This window comes from Streptomyces aurantiacus (genome assembly GCF_027107535.1).
GTDB lineage: Bacteria > Actinomycetota > Actinomycetes > Streptomycetales > Streptomycetaceae > Streptomyces.
Genome location: NZ_CP114283.1, coordinates 2,995,316 through 3,009,005 on the forward strand (window position 1 = coordinate 2,995,316; position 13,690 = coordinate 3,009,005).

Here is a 13,690-nt window from a genome sequence, read left to right on the forward strand (position 1 = left end):
TCAGGCGGGCGCGGCGGCGAGGCGGTGGGGGTCGAACAGGCCGATCGGGTGACCGGTGGTGCCCGTGAGCGCCAGATCGGCGAGGATCTCGCCGACGACCGGCACGAACTTGAAGCCATGGCCGGAGAACCCGCAGGCCACGGTCACGGAGTCGGGATGTGCGGGATGCGGGGCGATGACGAAGTGCTCGTCGGGGGTGTTGGAGTACATGCAGGTGGCGGCCTTGAGGAAGGTGCCGGGCAGATCCGGGAGGCAGCGGGACATGTGACCCGCCATGGCCTGGATCTCGTCCTCGTGGACCGTCCGGTCGATGGTTTCCGGGGTGCACTCGACGCCCTTGCGGAAGAAGGCGACCTTGGCACCGAGCTCCGGGCCGTCGATGGCAGGGAAGCCGTACACCTGGACGCCGTCCGCGTCCTCCCAGACGTAGATGGGGTGGTTCCCCGGCAGGAAGGGCTGGACCCCGCCCTCGGGCTGGAACCAGTACATGACCTGCCGCTCGATGGTGAACGGCACCCCGAGGTCGGTGAGCAGCTGCGGCGCCCACGCGCCCGGACAGATCACCAGCCGGCCCGCCGTGTACGTGTTCTCGGCCGTGTGGACGCGTACGCCGTCCCGGTACGGCTCCCAGCGGGTCATCGGCTCGTCGAAGTGCAGGTCGGCGCCCTGGCGGGTGGCGAGCTGCAGGTGGGCCGCGACCATGTTCTCGGGGCGGACGAGGCCGGCCTTCTTCTCGTAGAGTGCGACCTCGTCGTCCCTGGGGTTGAGCGTCGGGAAGCGACGGCGGATCTCCGCCGCGTCCAGCATCTCGTGCGGCAGGTCCCACCGGGTGGCCGAGCGCAGCGAGCCCGAGACGGTCAGCGAGTCGGGCGGGCCGACCATCACACCGCCGCACAGGGTCGCGATGTCCCGGCCGGTGGCCCGTTCCACGTCCTCGTACAGCTCGTAGGCACGCAGCAGCAGCGGGACGTACGCGGGGTCCTCGAAGTAGGACTGGCGGGTGATCCGCGAACCACCGTGACTGGAGCCGCGGTTGTGGACCGGCCCGAACTTCTCCAGGCCGAGCACCCGCACGCCGCGCGAGGACAGGTGGTGGGCGGCGGCGCTGCCCATTCCACCGAGACCGATGACGATCACGTCGTAGGTAGGGGACACAGGGGACCTCCAGAGCTCGTGAGGGTGATGTGCCTGCTCGTCGGCGCCCCGTCCTCGAGGGGTGCGGGGGACCGCGCGGCCGGCCCCCACCGGCTCGCGCGCCTGATCACCACCGACCGCGCAGCGGTCAACGGCGAATGCGGGTCATCTCCGGGTCGAAGAGCGGTTCCTCGGCGACGGTCGCGGACACCTTCTCGCCGAAGTACTCCACGTGCACGCTCGCCCCGGTGGGGAGCACGGGCAGCCAGGCGTACGCGACGCACCGGCCCAGCGTGTAGCCGTACGACGCGCTGGTGACGTGACCCGCGGGGGAGCCGTCGACATAGACGGGCTCCTTGCCGAGGACGACGGACGCCGGGTCGTCCAGAAGAAGCGGCGTGAGCCGACGCCGTGGCTCGCCCCGGGCCTCCAGTGCCCGCCTTCCCGTGAAGTCCCCCTTGTCCAGGCGGACGGCGAAACCGACCCCCGCCTCGTACGGGTCGTGCTCGTCGGTCATGTCGGTGCCCCAGGCGCGGTAGCCCTTCTCCAGACGCAGGCTGTTGAAGGCCGAGCGCCCGGCCGCGATCACGCCGTGTTCCCGTCCCGCCTCCCAGAGGGTGTCCCAGAGGCGGAGCCCCAGGTCGGCGCTGGTGTAGAGCTCCCAGCCCAGCTCGCCGACATAGCTCAGCCGCATCGCGGTGACGGGGACATGGCCGAGGTGCGTCTCCTTGGCGCGGAAGTAGCCGAAGCCCTCGTGCGAGAAGTCGTCGCCGGTCAGCGGCTGGACGAGGTCACGGGCCAGCGGGCCCCAGACACCGATGCAGCAGGTGCCGGAGGTGATGTCCCTGATCTGTACGTCACCGGGGGCGTGCCGCGCGAGCCAGTCCAGGTCGGCGGGGGAGTTGGCACCCACCTGGAAGCGGTCGGGCCCGAGCCGTGCGACGGTCAGGTCGGAGCGAATGCCGCCCGTCTCGTCGAGGAGCAGGGTGTACGTGACGGCGCCGGGCTTCTTGCGGAGGTTGTTGGTGGTCATGCCGTGCAGGAAGTCGAGGGCCCCGGGGCCGGTGACCTCCAGACGGCGCAGGGGCGTCATGTCGTAGAGCGCGACCTTCTCGCGGGTTGCCCTCGCCTCGGCCGCCGCGACGGGCGACCAGTACCGCGCCGACCAGGCATCGCGCTCGGGAAGCGGGCCGAGGGCCTCGACGAGCGGGGCGTTCGCCTCGTACCAGTGCGGCCGCTCCCAGCCACCGCCCTCCAGGAAGCGTGCGCCGAGCTCCTGCTGACGTGCGTGGAACGGGCTGACCCGCAGCGGCCGCGGCTGCTCCATCGGCTGGAGCGGGTGCAGGACGTCGTACACCTCGACGAACTGCTGCGAGCCGCGGTCCCTGACGTACGAGGGAGAGCGCTGGGCGTCCTCGAAGCGTGTGAGGTCGCATTCGTGGAGGTCGGTCCCGGGGCGGCCGTCGACCATCCACTCGGCCACGGCCCTGGCGACACCGGCCGAGTGGGTCACCCACACGGCTTCCGCCAGCCAGAAGCCCCGCAGCGCGCGGGATTCGCCGAGAACCGGCATGCCGTCGGGCGTGAAGGAGAAGACGCCGTTGAAGCCCTCCTCGATCTCGGCCTCGCGCAGCGCGGGCATCAGCAGGCGGCAGTCGTCCCAGCTCGGCGCCCAGTCCTCCTCGGTGAACGGGAACGAGGAGGGCATCTCCAGGTCGTTCGCGCGCGCCTCGTCGTAGGCGAGGACGGCGAACGGGTCGACGGGGAGCGGCTTGTGGGCGTAGCTGCCGATGCCGAGGCGGTCGGTGTGCTCGCGGAAGTAGAGGTCGCGGTCCTGGAAACGGAGGATGGGCCCCGATGCCTCGACGGTGGCTCCAGCCAGCTCGGGCAGGGGCTTCGTCCGCGCGTACTGGTGGGCGAGCGGTTGCAGAGGCATGTCGACGCCGGCCATACGGCCGACGACCGGGCCCCAGAAACCGGCCGCCGAGACCACGTGGTCGGCGGGGAAGGTGCCCCGGTCGGTGACGACGGCGGTGACCCTGCCGCCCTCCTGTTCGATCCCGGTGACGGTGTGCCGGTCCAGGAAGCGGGCACCGCGGGCCCCGGCCCGTTCCAGCTGGGCGCGGGACGCGAGCAGGGCGCGGGCCAGGCCGTCGTCGGGCGTGTGGAAGCCGCCGAGGACCATCGACTCGTCGATGAGCGGCCACAGTTGCTTGCACCGGGCCGCGCTCACGACCTCGCCGCGGATGCCCCACGACGCGGCGTATCCGGCCCTGCGGTGCAGGTCGGCCAGGCGCTCGGGGGTCGTCGCGAGTTCCAGGCCGCCCACCGGGTCGAAGCAGGAGACCCCCTCCACCTCGAGGGAGGTGAACTTCTCGACCGTGTACCGGGCGAACTCGGTGAGGGTCTTCGACGGGTTCGTCTGGAAGACCAGGCCCGGCGCGTGCGACGTGGAGCCGCCGGGAGCGGGCAGCGGGCCCTGTTCGAGGACGGTGACGTCGGTCCAGCCGCGGGCGGTGAGTTCGTCGGCGAGGGAGCAGCCGACGATTCCGGCGCCCACGATGACCACGCGGGGATTCGTTTCGGGCGTGCTGGACATGCCCCTCCTTGTCATGGTGGGGATCGTCGCGTCGGGGTGAACGCGCCTATGGAGAAGGAATGTGGGGGCGTTCGGCGGCGATCGTGGTGTCCTCGCCGTGTCCGGTGTGGACGTCCGTGTCGCCGGGCAGCGTGAGAAGCCGGTCGCGGATGGAGGCCTTGATGGTCGGCCGGTCGGAGTAGGAGCGGCCGGTGGCGCCGGGTCCGCCGTGGAAGAGGGTGTCCCCGGTGAAGACCGCGTCGAGGAACGAGGCGTACAGGGAGCAGCTGCCCCAGGTGTGACCGGGGTTGTGGATCACCTGGAGCTCGATGCCCGCGACGGTGATGCGTTGTCCGTCCTTGAGCTCGCCGTCCGGTGCGCGGTCGGGGTGCGTGGCGGACCACAGTTCGAGGTCGTCCGGATGCAGGAGTACCGGAGCGCCGGTGAGCTCGGCCAGTTCGGCCGCCGCGTCGATGTGGTCGTCGTGCGCGTGGGTGCACACGATCGCCGTCACCCTGCGGTCCGCGACGGCCTCGCGGATGGTGCGGGCGTCGTGCGCGGCGTCGACGATCAGTACCTCCTCGTCGTCGCCGACCAGCCAGACGTTGTTGTCGACGTCGAACGTCTCGCCGTCGAGACTGAACGTGCCGGAGGTGACGACGCGCTCGACGCGTACGGTCCCGGTGCTCACAGGACCACCACCGAGCGCAGCACCTCGCCGCGGTGCATCTTGGCGAACGCCTCCTCGACCTGGTCCAGGGCGATGGTCTCCGTGACGAAGGCGTTGAGGTCCAGCAGGCCGTACAGATACTGGTCGATGAGGAACGGGAAATCACGGCTGGGCAGGCAGTCGCCGTACCAGGACGACTTGACCGCGCCGCCGCGGGAGAACACGTCGATCAGCGGGAGTTCGATCCTCATCTCCGGGGACGGGACACCGACCTGGACCAGCAGGCCCGCGTGATCGCGCATGTAGAAGGCCTGTTTGAAGGTCTCCGGCCGGCCCACCGCGTCGATGGCGATGTCCACGCCGAAGCCGTCGGTGAGCGCGCGGACGGCCTCGACCGGGTCGGTGCCACGTGAGTTGACCGTGTGGGTGGCGCCGAACCGCTCCGCCTGGTCGAGCTTCTTGTCGTCGATGTCGACGGCGATGACCTTCATGGCGCCGTTGAGGCAGGCGCCCGCGATGGCCGCGTTGCCGACGCCGCCGCAGCCGATGACGGCGACCGTGTCACCGCGGCCGACGTTGCCGGTGTTCACGGCGGCGCCGTAGCCGGCCATCACCCCGCAGCCGATCAGGCCGGCGGCCTCGGGGCGGGCCGCCGGGTCGATCTTCACCGCCTGGCCCGCCGCGACCAGGGTCTTCTCGGCGAAGGCGCCGATGCCGAGCGCGTTGCTGAGCGGTGTGCCGTCGAGCAGGGTCATCGGCTGGGAGGCGTTGCGCGAGTCGAAGCAGTACCAGGGGCGGCCGCGGCGACAGGAGCGGCAGGAACCGCAGGGGGCCCGCCAGGCGAGGACCACGTAGTCGCCGGCCGCGAGGTCGGTGACGCCCTCGCCGACCGCCTCGATCGTGCCGGCCGCCTCATGGCCCAGCAGGAACGGGAAGTCGTCGTTGATCGCCCCCTCCCGGTAGTGCAGATCCGTGTGGCAGACCCCGCAGGCCTGCACGGCGACGAGCACCTCGCCCGGACCGGGGTCGGGCACGACGATCGTCCGCACCTCGACGGGTGCGCCCTTCTTCACAGCGACTACGGCACGGACCTCATGTGGCACGACCTAGCTCCTCTGCTGTTGCGCAGTGCACTATGGGTTGCGCGATGAGGAACATAGTGGGAATCCGTCGGGCGGCCGTCAAGAGGTACGGGTTAACCCTTGGCAAAAGGAACGGGCCGCACGAAATCCGCCCGACACACGAAAGCGCGGGGCCAGGTGCTCCTGGCCCCGCGCTTGTGTTTCCCGGTCCGTCCGCAGCCCGGTCCGTGTCTCCGGTCCGCGTCCGGTCCCGCTTCCGTCAGAAGCCGTATCCCATCCGGCGCGACAGGTCGGCCGCGGCTGCGACCGTGCGCTTGGCGAGCTCCGGCAGGCGGTCCGGATCCAGCCGGTACACCGGGCCCGAGACACTGATCGCGCCGATCACCTTGCCGTCGTGGGCACGCACCGGCGCGGCCGTGGCGGCCAGGCCCAGTTCCAGCTCCTCCAGGGCGAACGCGTAGCCCTGCTCGACCACGGCCTCCAGCTCGGCACGCAGCGCGGCCGTGCCGGTGATCGTGCGCTCGGTGAAACGGGGGAGCGCCCTGGCCAGCAGCCCTTCGCGGAGCGTCGGCGGAAGGTGGGCCAGCAGCACCTTGCCGCTGGACGTGGAGTGGAGCGGGGTGCGTCTGCCCAGCCAGTTCTGCGCGGTGACGGACGCCGCGCCGCGGGCCTGCATGATGTTGACCGCCGCGTTGTCGTCGAGAACCGCGATGTTGACGGTCTCGCCCAGCTCGTCCGCGAGCTCCCGGCAGACGGGCACCCCCTCCTGCGAGATGTCCAGGCGTACTGCCGCCGCCCCCGCCAGGCGTAGCACCCCCGCACCCAGGAAGTACTTCCCGCGGTCCTTGGCCTGGGCGACCAGGCCCCGGTTCTCCAGCACTCCGAGGAGGCGGAAGGCCGTGGACTTGTGCACCTCCAGCTCGTCGGCGATCTCGGTGACGCCCGCCTCGCCGAGCCGGGCCAGGATCTCCAGCACGCTCACCGCGCGGTCCACCGACTGGACCGCGCTCCCCGCGCCTCTGCCCTGCTTCTCGGACGTCTCCTCTGTACGGTCGGCCTGCTTCTGCGTGCGGGTCATAGCTCGACTCTCACCACCTGGCGGCTCGGTTTGAGCCGCATCTGCCGGAAGCCCTTGACGCGGCGGGCACCCCGCGCGGATTCTGTTGCGCATAGCGCTCCCTCGTGCGCCATACGAAACATCATGTTACCGAAGAGTCCGTGACCGGGAAGGTCTCGGACCAGACCGGACCTGAGAGGTCCAGGACCGTGGGTCCTGGACCGAGAGGGGGGCCCATGATTCCCGTCTGCCGCTTTGCTGACCTCCCCGCGGGCGAATCCGTCCGTGTCGACACCATGCCGCCCATCGCCGTCTTCAACGCCGACGGCGAGTTGTACGCCATCGACGACACCTGCACCCATCAGGACGCGTCTCTCTCGGAGGGGTGGCTGGAGGGCTGCCTGGTCGAATGCCCGCTGCACGCCGCCTCATTCGATCTCCGCTCGGGGCAGCCGACGTGCCTCCCCGCGCGGCGTGCCGTCCGCACCCACCGAGTGACCGTCGACGACGGTGTCATCCACGTCCACGTGGCAGCCGAGGAGGGCACGGCGGCATGACGATCCCTTACTCGGGGGGCGCGACAGCGCGTGCCCCCGGACCCCACCTTCCCACGGGCTCCCCCGGGCAGGGTGGCGGGACGCCCGCGTCCCCTCGCGCGAAGGCCGTTCCGGGGAGCGCCCGCTCGACACCCCCTCTCCGGAAGAGGTCCGGCGCATGAGGACCGTCACCGTCGTCGGGGCCTCCTTGTCGGGGCTGTACGCGGCCAGGGAACTGCGCGCCCAGGGATTCGACGGGCGGCTGGTCATCGTCGGGGACGAGCCGCACCAGCCGTACGACCGTCCGCCCCTCTCCAAGGACTTCCTCACCGGTCGGACCGCCGAGGAACGGCTCGCCCTCAGCGACGCCGAGGAGAGCGCCGAGCTCGACGCGCAGTGGCTGCTCGGAATCCGCGCCCGGGGACTCGACGCCCGCGGCCGTACCGTCCTTCTCGACGATGGCCGCACCATCTCCAGCGACGGCGTCGTCATCGCCACAGGAGCCTCGGCCCGCCGGCTCCCCGGCTGCGAACTCGCCGGCGTCCACACCCTGCGCACCCTCGACGACGCCCGCACCCTGCGGGCCGAACTGACCGCAGGCGCCCGCCGGGTCGTCGTCATCGGCGGAGGCTTCATCGGCGCCGAGACCGCGTCCTCGTGCGCCGGACTCGGCCACGACGTCACCGTCGTCGAAGCGGCGCCGCTGCCGCTGGTACCCCAACTCGGCCCGGAGATGGCGGCCTTGTGCGCCGCACTGCACCGTCGTGGCGGCGTCGGCCTGGTCACCGGTACGGGCGTCGCCGGACTGCGCGGCACCGTCGCGGTCACCGGAGTGGAACTGTCCGACGGCCGTCTCCTTCCTGCCGATGTCGTGATCGTGGGCGTCGGGGCGATCCCCAACACCGGCTGGCTGGCGGGCTCGACACTGGCGCTGCACGACGGCGTGCTGTGCGACGACGGCTGCGTGACGGCCCTGCCCCAGGTGGTCGCCGTCGGTGATGTCGCCCGTGTGGGCGGGACCCGCGCCGAACACTGGACCAGTGCCACCGAGCAGCCCCGGATCGCCGTGCGCAACCTCCTCGCGGGGTACACCGCGGAGACCGTACGCCCGCTGCCCTACTTCTGGTCCGACCAGTACGGCGCGCGGATCCAGTTCGCCGGACGGCGGCTCGACACCGACACCGTCCGCATCGCGGAGGGCACGGTCGCCGACGGAGCGCCGGGGGAGGACGGTTTCCTCGCCCTGTACGAGCGCGACGGCCGGACGGCCGCGGTGCTTTCCGTGGACCGTCCACGCCCGTTCATGCGGGCCCGGCGCGAACTCGGCCGCGGGGCGGGCGCGATGGAGGCGACGGCTCCCTGAACGGGACCGTAACGGCCTCCGGGAGAGGCAGGCGAAGGCCGCGTGTGCGTCGCCCTCGCCTGCCGTCGCTCGGGCATGTCGCCGCCCGGGGGCAGCACATCCGGGCGCCCGTGGAAGGGCGCCACTTCAGCCGTCCCGTCGGTGCGCACGTCTCGGAGCGTCCCGGGCCGACTCCGGACGGAGCCGACTCCCGACTTGGCCGACTCGCAGGGTCACCAGGAGCGGACTCCTGCGCGGGGCCGCATCGAGACGACAGCTAGGAGTGCGACAACTGCCCCGGGCTGCCGCCCCGTCGGCGTATCCGCTCCTTGGCCCGCTCCGCCGTCCGCTCCTGACGCCGGGCCTTGCGACGCTCGCGCCGCAGGGCGCGGGCCGTGCTGCTCGGCTCCGACACCACGCCGTGCCGCTGGTTCCACACCTGGCGTGTCACCCAGACGTCCAGCGCACCCCACGTGGCGACGACCGTGCTCGCCACGCTGCTCAGCACCATGGGGAACGCGAGCCATGAACCGGCCAGCGTGCACAGGAAGGCGACCATCGCCTGGATCAGGGTGACCGCGATGATGATGACGGCCCGAACCGCGGACGTGCGCACGGGATCGGGCAGCCGACGCCTGGTCGTGGGCACTTCCACCCACAACGGCCGGTAGTACTCCCGCTGTTCCGCCTCCGCGGCGAACTGCCTGCCACTGTCGGGGGAGGGTGTGGCCGCTGCCTTCGCGCCTGGCTCCGCCTTCGCCGTCACCCCCTCCGCCTCGACCGCCGTCCCACGCTCCGTCCGCGCCGGGATCTCCATCGTCGAGATGTCGGCCGGAATGTCGGCCGGACTGTCACGAGCGGGTGCCCGTGGTTCCCGCTCCACCTCCGCGGTCGTCGCGACGCCCGTCCCAGGTGCCCCGTACCGCTCCGCCGTGCCCATCAACTTGTCACTCCCCACCGCCTGACAGCCGCTCGCTCCGGTGTCACGAGACTCCGGCTCCCCATTGGCTGCCCGGCTTGCGCTGCTTTACGCCGCCTCGGCGCGGCATACGGCACCCGCAGCCGATTCCGCCCCAACTTCCATACAGAAAGACGATCGACGTAAGCCGAAGATTCCCGGCGATCGAAAAATTTCGGCCAAGTGATCTGCTGTACGGACTGAATTGCACCCGGTGCACCGTGTCGGATTCGGGGAGGCAATCTCCCCCAATGAACGGACAACTGCGGATGTCTTGTTCTCGACGCGGACCGAGACGGCCCGGACAGGTCTTCGAGATACCTGTGTGTCGGTAGTAGGCTCACGCCGTTTGTTGACGTACATGTGTGCCCCCGGCCTGCGGGGGTCGAGCTGGGGGAGGCCATGCGCTTTCGCGGGAAGTCCATCCGCCGGAAGATCGTGGCGCTGCTTCTCGTGCCGCTGGTTTCGCTGACCGGGATCTGGGGCTTCGCCACCGTGCTCACGGGACGCGAGGTCAACCACCTGTTCGACACCACGTTCGTCGTCCAGGAGATCGGGTATCCCACCGAGGATGTCATCAGCGTGCTCCAGGACGAGCGCCGCCAGACCCTCGTCTACCTCGCGGACCCCCGGGCATCCGACGCCCTCGCAGACCTGCGCCGTACCCGGACCGCCACCGACGAGGTCGTGTCGAAGATCCGCAGGAACGCCAAGGACGCGGACGTACGCGACGAGATGAGCGCCGACGGTACCGAGCGCCTCGCCGCGATCCTTGACGCCTTCGACGGCGTCGGGCCGCTGCGCCAGAGCGTCGAGGACGGCACCGTCGGCCGCGACCAGGCCCTCCACCTCTACAACCGTCTGGTGGACCCCTGCTACATCCTCCTGGCCAACCTCCAGGTCCTCGACAACGTGGACGTGGACAAGCAGAGCCGCGCCCTCGTCAACATGTCGCGCGCCCGTGAGCTGCTCGCGCGTGAGGACGCCCTGCTCGGTTCCGCGCTCGTCGCCGGCCGCGTCACCCGCGACGAGGCCCGCGACATCTCCGACCTCATCGCCCAGCGCACGCTCATGTACGACATCAACCTGCCGCAGCTGCCCTCCACGGAGCGCGCACGGTACGACCGCTACTGGAAGAACGCCTCCACCGCGCCCCTGCGCGTGGCCGAGCAGTCCGTCCTCGCCTCCACGCCGGGCACCGCCCCCCGCGGCGTCACCGCCAAGAGCTGGGACGGCCTCGCGAACGAGGTCCTCGACGGCCTCGACCGACTCGACACCCAGGCGGGCGACCGCTTCCAGGACCGGGTCCGCCCCGTCGCGGTCGGCGTCATCGTCAAGGCCGCCGTCGCCGGTGTGCTCGGCCTTGCCGCACTGCTGGTCTCACTCTTCATGTCCGTACGCATCGGCCGCGGTCTCATCCGGGACCTGCGCCGGCTCCGCCAGGAGGCCCACGAGACGGCCGGGGTCCGGCTGCCCAGCGTGATGCGCCGCCTCTCCGCGGGCGAACAGGTCGACGTCGAGACCGAAGTGCCGCGCCTGGAGTACGAGAAGAACGAGATCGGCGAGGTCAGCCAGGCACTCAACATCCTCCAGCGGTCGGCCGTCGAGGCCGCGGTCAAGCAGTCCGAACTGCGCAGCGGAGTCTCCGAGGTCTTCGTGAACCTCGCCCGCCGCAGCCAGGTCCTGCTGCACAAGCAGCTCACCCTGCTGGACACCATGGAGCGCAGGACCGAGGACACCGACGAACTCGCCGACCTCTTCCGTCTCGACCACCTGACGACCCGTATGCGCCGGCACGCCGAGGGCCTGGTGATCCTCTCCGGCGCGGCCCCCTCCCGGCAGTGGCGCAAACCCGTTCAGCTGATGGACGTCGTACGCGCCGCCGTCGCCGAGGTCGAGGACTACGAGCGCATCGAGGTGCGGCGGCTGCCGAGGATGGCCGTCACCGGATCCGCCGTCGCCGACCTCACCCACCTGGTGGCCGAACTCCTGGAGAACGCCACGGTGTTCTCGCCGCCCCACACCGCGGTACAGGTGCTCGGTGAGCGCGTCGCCAACGGGTTCACACTGGAGATCCACGACCGCGGACTCGGTATGGCCGCCGATGCCCTGCTCGACGCCAATCTCCGGCTGGCCGAGACTCCCGAGTTCGAGCTCTCGGACACCGACCGGCTCGGTCTCTTCGTGGTCAGCCGGCTCGCCCAGCGGCAGAACGTACGCGTCTCCCTGCAGCCCTCCCCGTACGGCGGGACGACCGCCGTGGTCTTCGTGCCGGACGCACTGCTCTCGGACGACGTGCCCGACACCAACGGTGTGGGGTTCCGGCTCGACCGGGCGCTGTCCCCGAAGAACTCGGACATCAAGGGCGACGAGGACCGCAAGGCGGCGTTGTCCCAGGTGCCGGTCACGCTGCCCGGCCTGTCGGCGTCGCTTCTCGACGGACCGGTCGAACTGGAGGCGCCCGTCGGCCTGGACGCCCTCGAAGGCTTCCCGGGCGCCTTCGACGACGAGGACAGCGAGCGCGGCGGCATCTTCCGCCCCCGCCGTTCCATCGCCGGGGTGCCGGGGGACGAGGTGCGGGAGCCGTCGCACTCCTCCGACGACGAAGACCGGTCCGGCGGCCCCCTGCCGCTTCCGCACCGCCGTGCTCCCAAGCTCGTCAGCTCCCACGGGCGCCCCGTGACGCAGACCAGACCGCGACGCGACGAGGCGACGGACCGGGCCGACACGGGCGAGGTCACGGAGCTGCCCCAGTCGGCACAGGAGACAGCCGAGCGCTCCGGCGTGCTCGAAGAGCTGCCGAAGCGGTCGAGGGGCGCGAGGCGTGGGCCCGCGCGCCGTGAGGCCGGGGACTCGCGCGCCGCCCGCCGGGGGCCGTCCGACGACTGGCCCGCGGGCAGCGGACCGGCGGACCGCGAACGCCGCCCGGCCGCGGATCGTGACAGCGACCGGGACGGTGAGCGCACCGCGCCGACAGGCCGGGCCGCCGAGCCCGGCGGAGCGCCCATGCGCGGACCACGAGCCGGGGACGGCGGCGACGGCGAAGCCCCGGTCCTGCCGCAGCGCGGATCGCGTCGCGGAATCGAACCGGGCGGTACCCGTCCCGGTGCCCCGGCCGGCAGCGGAGGCTCCCGCCCCGCCGTCCCGGCCGCGGGCGGCACGGGCGCGCTGCCCCGCCGGGTTCGACAGGCCAATCTCGCACCCCAGTTGAAGGACGGGCCCGACCGCCGCGACGCGGCCCGCACGACGGACCCCACGGAGCGCGACGCCGACGAGGTACGCAGTCGTATGGCCTCGCTCCAGCGCGGCTGGCAGCGCGGTCGCGTGGAGAACGCCGCGGGCGACGAGGCCCAGGACGGCACAGCACCAGGAACGACTAAGGGAGACGGTCGATGACCGCACCGAAGGCCCCCGGCCACACCACGACCAGCACGGCGACGGGGGAACTCAACTGGCTCCTCGACGACCTGGTGGCGCGTGTCGCCAGCATCCGCAAGGCACTCGTGCTCTCCGGAGACGGTCTCCCCACGGGGGTCTCCAGCGACCTGACACGGGAGGACAGCGAACATCTGGCCGCTGTCGCCTCCGGATTCCACAGCCTCGCCAAGGGCGTCGGCCGCCATTTCGAGGCGGGCAGCGTCCGGCAGACGGTTGTCGAACTCGACGAGGCCTTCCTGTTCGTCACGGCGGCGGGCGACGGAAGCTGCCTCGCCGTCCTCTCGGACGCCGATTCCGACGTCGGGCAGGTCGCATACGAGATGACCCTGCTGGTGAAGCGGGTCGGCGCACATCTTGCGGCGGCCCCGCGCACCGAACTGTCCTCGGGCGGGTAGTGAGAGGGCATGAGCGGAGACGGTCAGGGGATGTCCCACTGGTTCGACGACGAGGCCGGACCGGTGGTCCGTCCGTATGCCATGACGCGCGGCCGTACCACCAGCGTGGGTCAGCACCGCCTCGACCTCATCGCGGTGGTGGTGGCGCAACAGCACGCCGACGACCCGGAGGCGGACCACTCGCTGTCCCCGGAACACGTGGACATCGTCGGACTCTGCCGTGACACCCCCCAGTCGGTCGCCGAACTCGCCGCCGAACTCGACCTGCCCATCGGGGTCGTACGCGTCCTCATCGGCGACCTCGTGGCCGACGAGCTGGTCCACGTGACGCGTCCGGTACCCCCGGCCGAGCTGCCGGACGAGAGCATCCTGCGAGACGTGATCAGCGGCCTCCGGGCCCTGTGAATTGGAGGCCCGGCCGGCCCCGGCCTCCGGGTTCGTCGGCCGGGGCGACGGGGCGTCCCGAGCGCTCCCGTGGCCGTCGCCGGCAGGCGGACAAG

Annotated in this window: 11 protein-coding genes; 5 read left to right on the top strand and 6 right to left on the bottom strand. The window is 71.4% G+C overall.

From position 1 onward, the window contains the following. From solA to O1Q96_RS15005, 5 genes are all read right to left on the bottom strand, one after another. The gene (gene solA / locus O1Q96_RS14985; RefSeq protein ID WP_269248635.1) at positions 1-1,155 is read right to left on the bottom strand and encodes an N-methyl-L-tryptophan oxidase; all 1,155 of its coding nucleotides are present in this window, start codon (positions 1,153-1,155) and stop codon (positions 1-3) included. A gap of 127 nt (positions 1,156-1,282) precedes the next feature. Next, positions 1,283-3,733 (bottom strand): GcvT family protein, encoded by a 2,451-nt coding sequence (locus O1Q96_RS14990; protein ID WP_269248636.1) that lies wholly within the window; start codon positions 3,731-3,733, stop codon positions 1,283-1,285. Positions 3,734-3,779: 46 nt separating this feature from the next. Further along, positions 3,780-4,403 carry an MBL fold metallo-hydrolase gene (locus O1Q96_RS14995; RefSeq protein ID WP_269248637.1) on the bottom strand — a complete coding sequence of 208 codons (624 nt, stop codon included), beginning with the start codon at positions 4,401-4,403 and terminating at the stop codon, positions 3,780-3,782. Next, positions 4,400-5,485: an S-(hydroxymethyl)mycothiol dehydrogenase gene (locus O1Q96_RS15000; protein ID WP_269248638.1), complete on the bottom strand. Its 1,086-nt coding sequence runs from the start codon at positions 5,483-5,485 to the stop codon at positions 4,400-4,402. The genes O1Q96_RS14995 and O1Q96_RS15000 overlap by 4 nt, the downstream gene beginning before the upstream one ends. Before the next feature lie 238 nt (positions 5,486-5,723). Then, positions 5,724-6,542 (bottom strand): IclR family transcriptional regulator, encoded by an 819-nt coding sequence (locus O1Q96_RS15005; protein WP_217456939.1) that lies wholly within the window; start codon positions 6,540-6,542, stop codon positions 5,724-5,726. 215 nt (positions 6,543-6,757) lie between these two features. Here O1Q96_RS15005 and O1Q96_RS15010 point away from each other — a divergent pair, with 215 nt between their 5' ends. Next, positions 6,758-7,078, top strand: coding sequence for a bifunctional 3-phenylpropionate/cinnamic acid dioxygenase ferredoxin subunit (locus O1Q96_RS15010; RefSeq protein WP_217456937.1), 321 nt, complete (start codon positions 6,758-6,760; stop codon positions 7,076-7,078). A gap of 157 nt (positions 7,079-7,235) precedes the next feature. Beyond that, the gene (locus O1Q96_RS15015) at positions 7,236-8,420 is read left to right on the top strand and encodes an NAD(P)/FAD-dependent oxidoreductase (protein ID WP_269248639.1); all 1,185 of its coding nucleotides are present in this window, start codon (positions 7,236-7,238) and stop codon (positions 8,418-8,420) included. Between the two features lie 256 nt (positions 8,421-8,676). On the opposite strand, the gene O1Q96_RS15020 is transcribed toward O1Q96_RS15015, so the two are convergent. Next, positions 8,677-9,339, bottom strand: a complete 663-nt coding sequence (locus O1Q96_RS15020; protein ID WP_269248640.1) for a hypothetical protein — start codon at positions 9,337-9,339, stop codon at positions 8,677-8,679. Positions 9,340-9,759: 420 nt separating this feature from the next. On the opposite strand from O1Q96_RS15020, the gene O1Q96_RS15025 reads away from it, so the two are divergent. Genes O1Q96_RS15025 through O1Q96_RS15035 form a run of 3 tightly spaced genes read left to right on the top strand, consistent with a single transcriptional unit; the run spans position 9,760 to position 13,595 of the window. Further along, positions 9,760-12,753 carry a nitrate- and nitrite sensing domain-containing protein gene (locus O1Q96_RS15025; RefSeq protein WP_269248641.1) on the top strand — a complete coding sequence of 998 codons (2,994 nt, stop codon included), beginning with the start codon at positions 9,760-9,762 and terminating at the stop codon, positions 12,751-12,753. Then, the gene (locus O1Q96_RS15030) at positions 12,750-13,190 is read left to right on the top strand and encodes a roadblock/LC7 domain-containing protein (RefSeq protein WP_217456930.1); all 441 of its coding nucleotides are present in this window, start codon (positions 12,750-12,752) and stop codon (positions 13,188-13,190) included. Before O1Q96_RS15025 ends, O1Q96_RS15030 begins: the two co-directional genes overlap by 4 nt. 9 nt (positions 13,191-13,199) lie before the next feature. Beyond that, on the top strand, positions 13,200-13,595 hold the full coding sequence (locus tag O1Q96_RS15035) for a DUF742 domain-containing protein (protein ID WP_217456928.1): 396 nt from the start codon (positions 13,200-13,202) through the stop codon (positions 13,593-13,595). Positions 13,596-13,690: the final 95 nt, after the last annotated feature.

What these genes read in the sequence shown, in the direction of transcription:
- O1Q96_RS14990 (WP_269248636.1), bottom strand. Translation starts at nt 3,733, where the DNA reads ATGTCCAGCACGCCCGAAACGAATCCCCGCGTGGTCATCGTGGGCGCC.
- O1Q96_RS15005 (WP_217456939.1), bottom strand. Translation starts at nt 6,542, where the DNA reads ATGACCCGCACGCAGAAGCAGGCCGACCGTACAGAGGAGACGTCCGAG.
- O1Q96_RS15010 (WP_217456937.1), top strand. Translation starts at nt 6,758, where the DNA reads ATGATTCCCGTCTGCCGCTTTGCTGACCTCCCCGCGGGCGAATCCGTC.
- O1Q96_RS15015 (WP_269248639.1), top strand. Translation starts at nt 7,236, where the DNA reads ATGAGGACCGTCACCGTCGTCGGGGCCTCCTTGTCGGGGCTGTACGCG.
- O1Q96_RS15020 (WP_269248640.1), bottom strand. Translation starts at nt 9,339, where the DNA reads ATGGGCACGGCGGAGCGGTACGGGGCACCTGGGACGGGCGTCGCGACG.
- O1Q96_RS15025 (WP_269248641.1), top strand. Translation starts at nt 9,760, where the DNA reads ATGCGCTTTCGCGGGAAGTCCATCCGCCGGAAGATCGTGGCGCTGCTT.
- O1Q96_RS15030 (WP_217456930.1), top strand. Translation starts at nt 12,750, where the DNA reads ATGACCGCACCGAAGGCCCCCGGCCACACCACGACCAGCACGGCGACG.
- O1Q96_RS15035 (WP_217456928.1), top strand. Translation starts at nt 13,200, where the DNA reads ATGAGCGGAGACGGTCAGGGGATGTCCCACTGGTTCGACGACGAGGCC.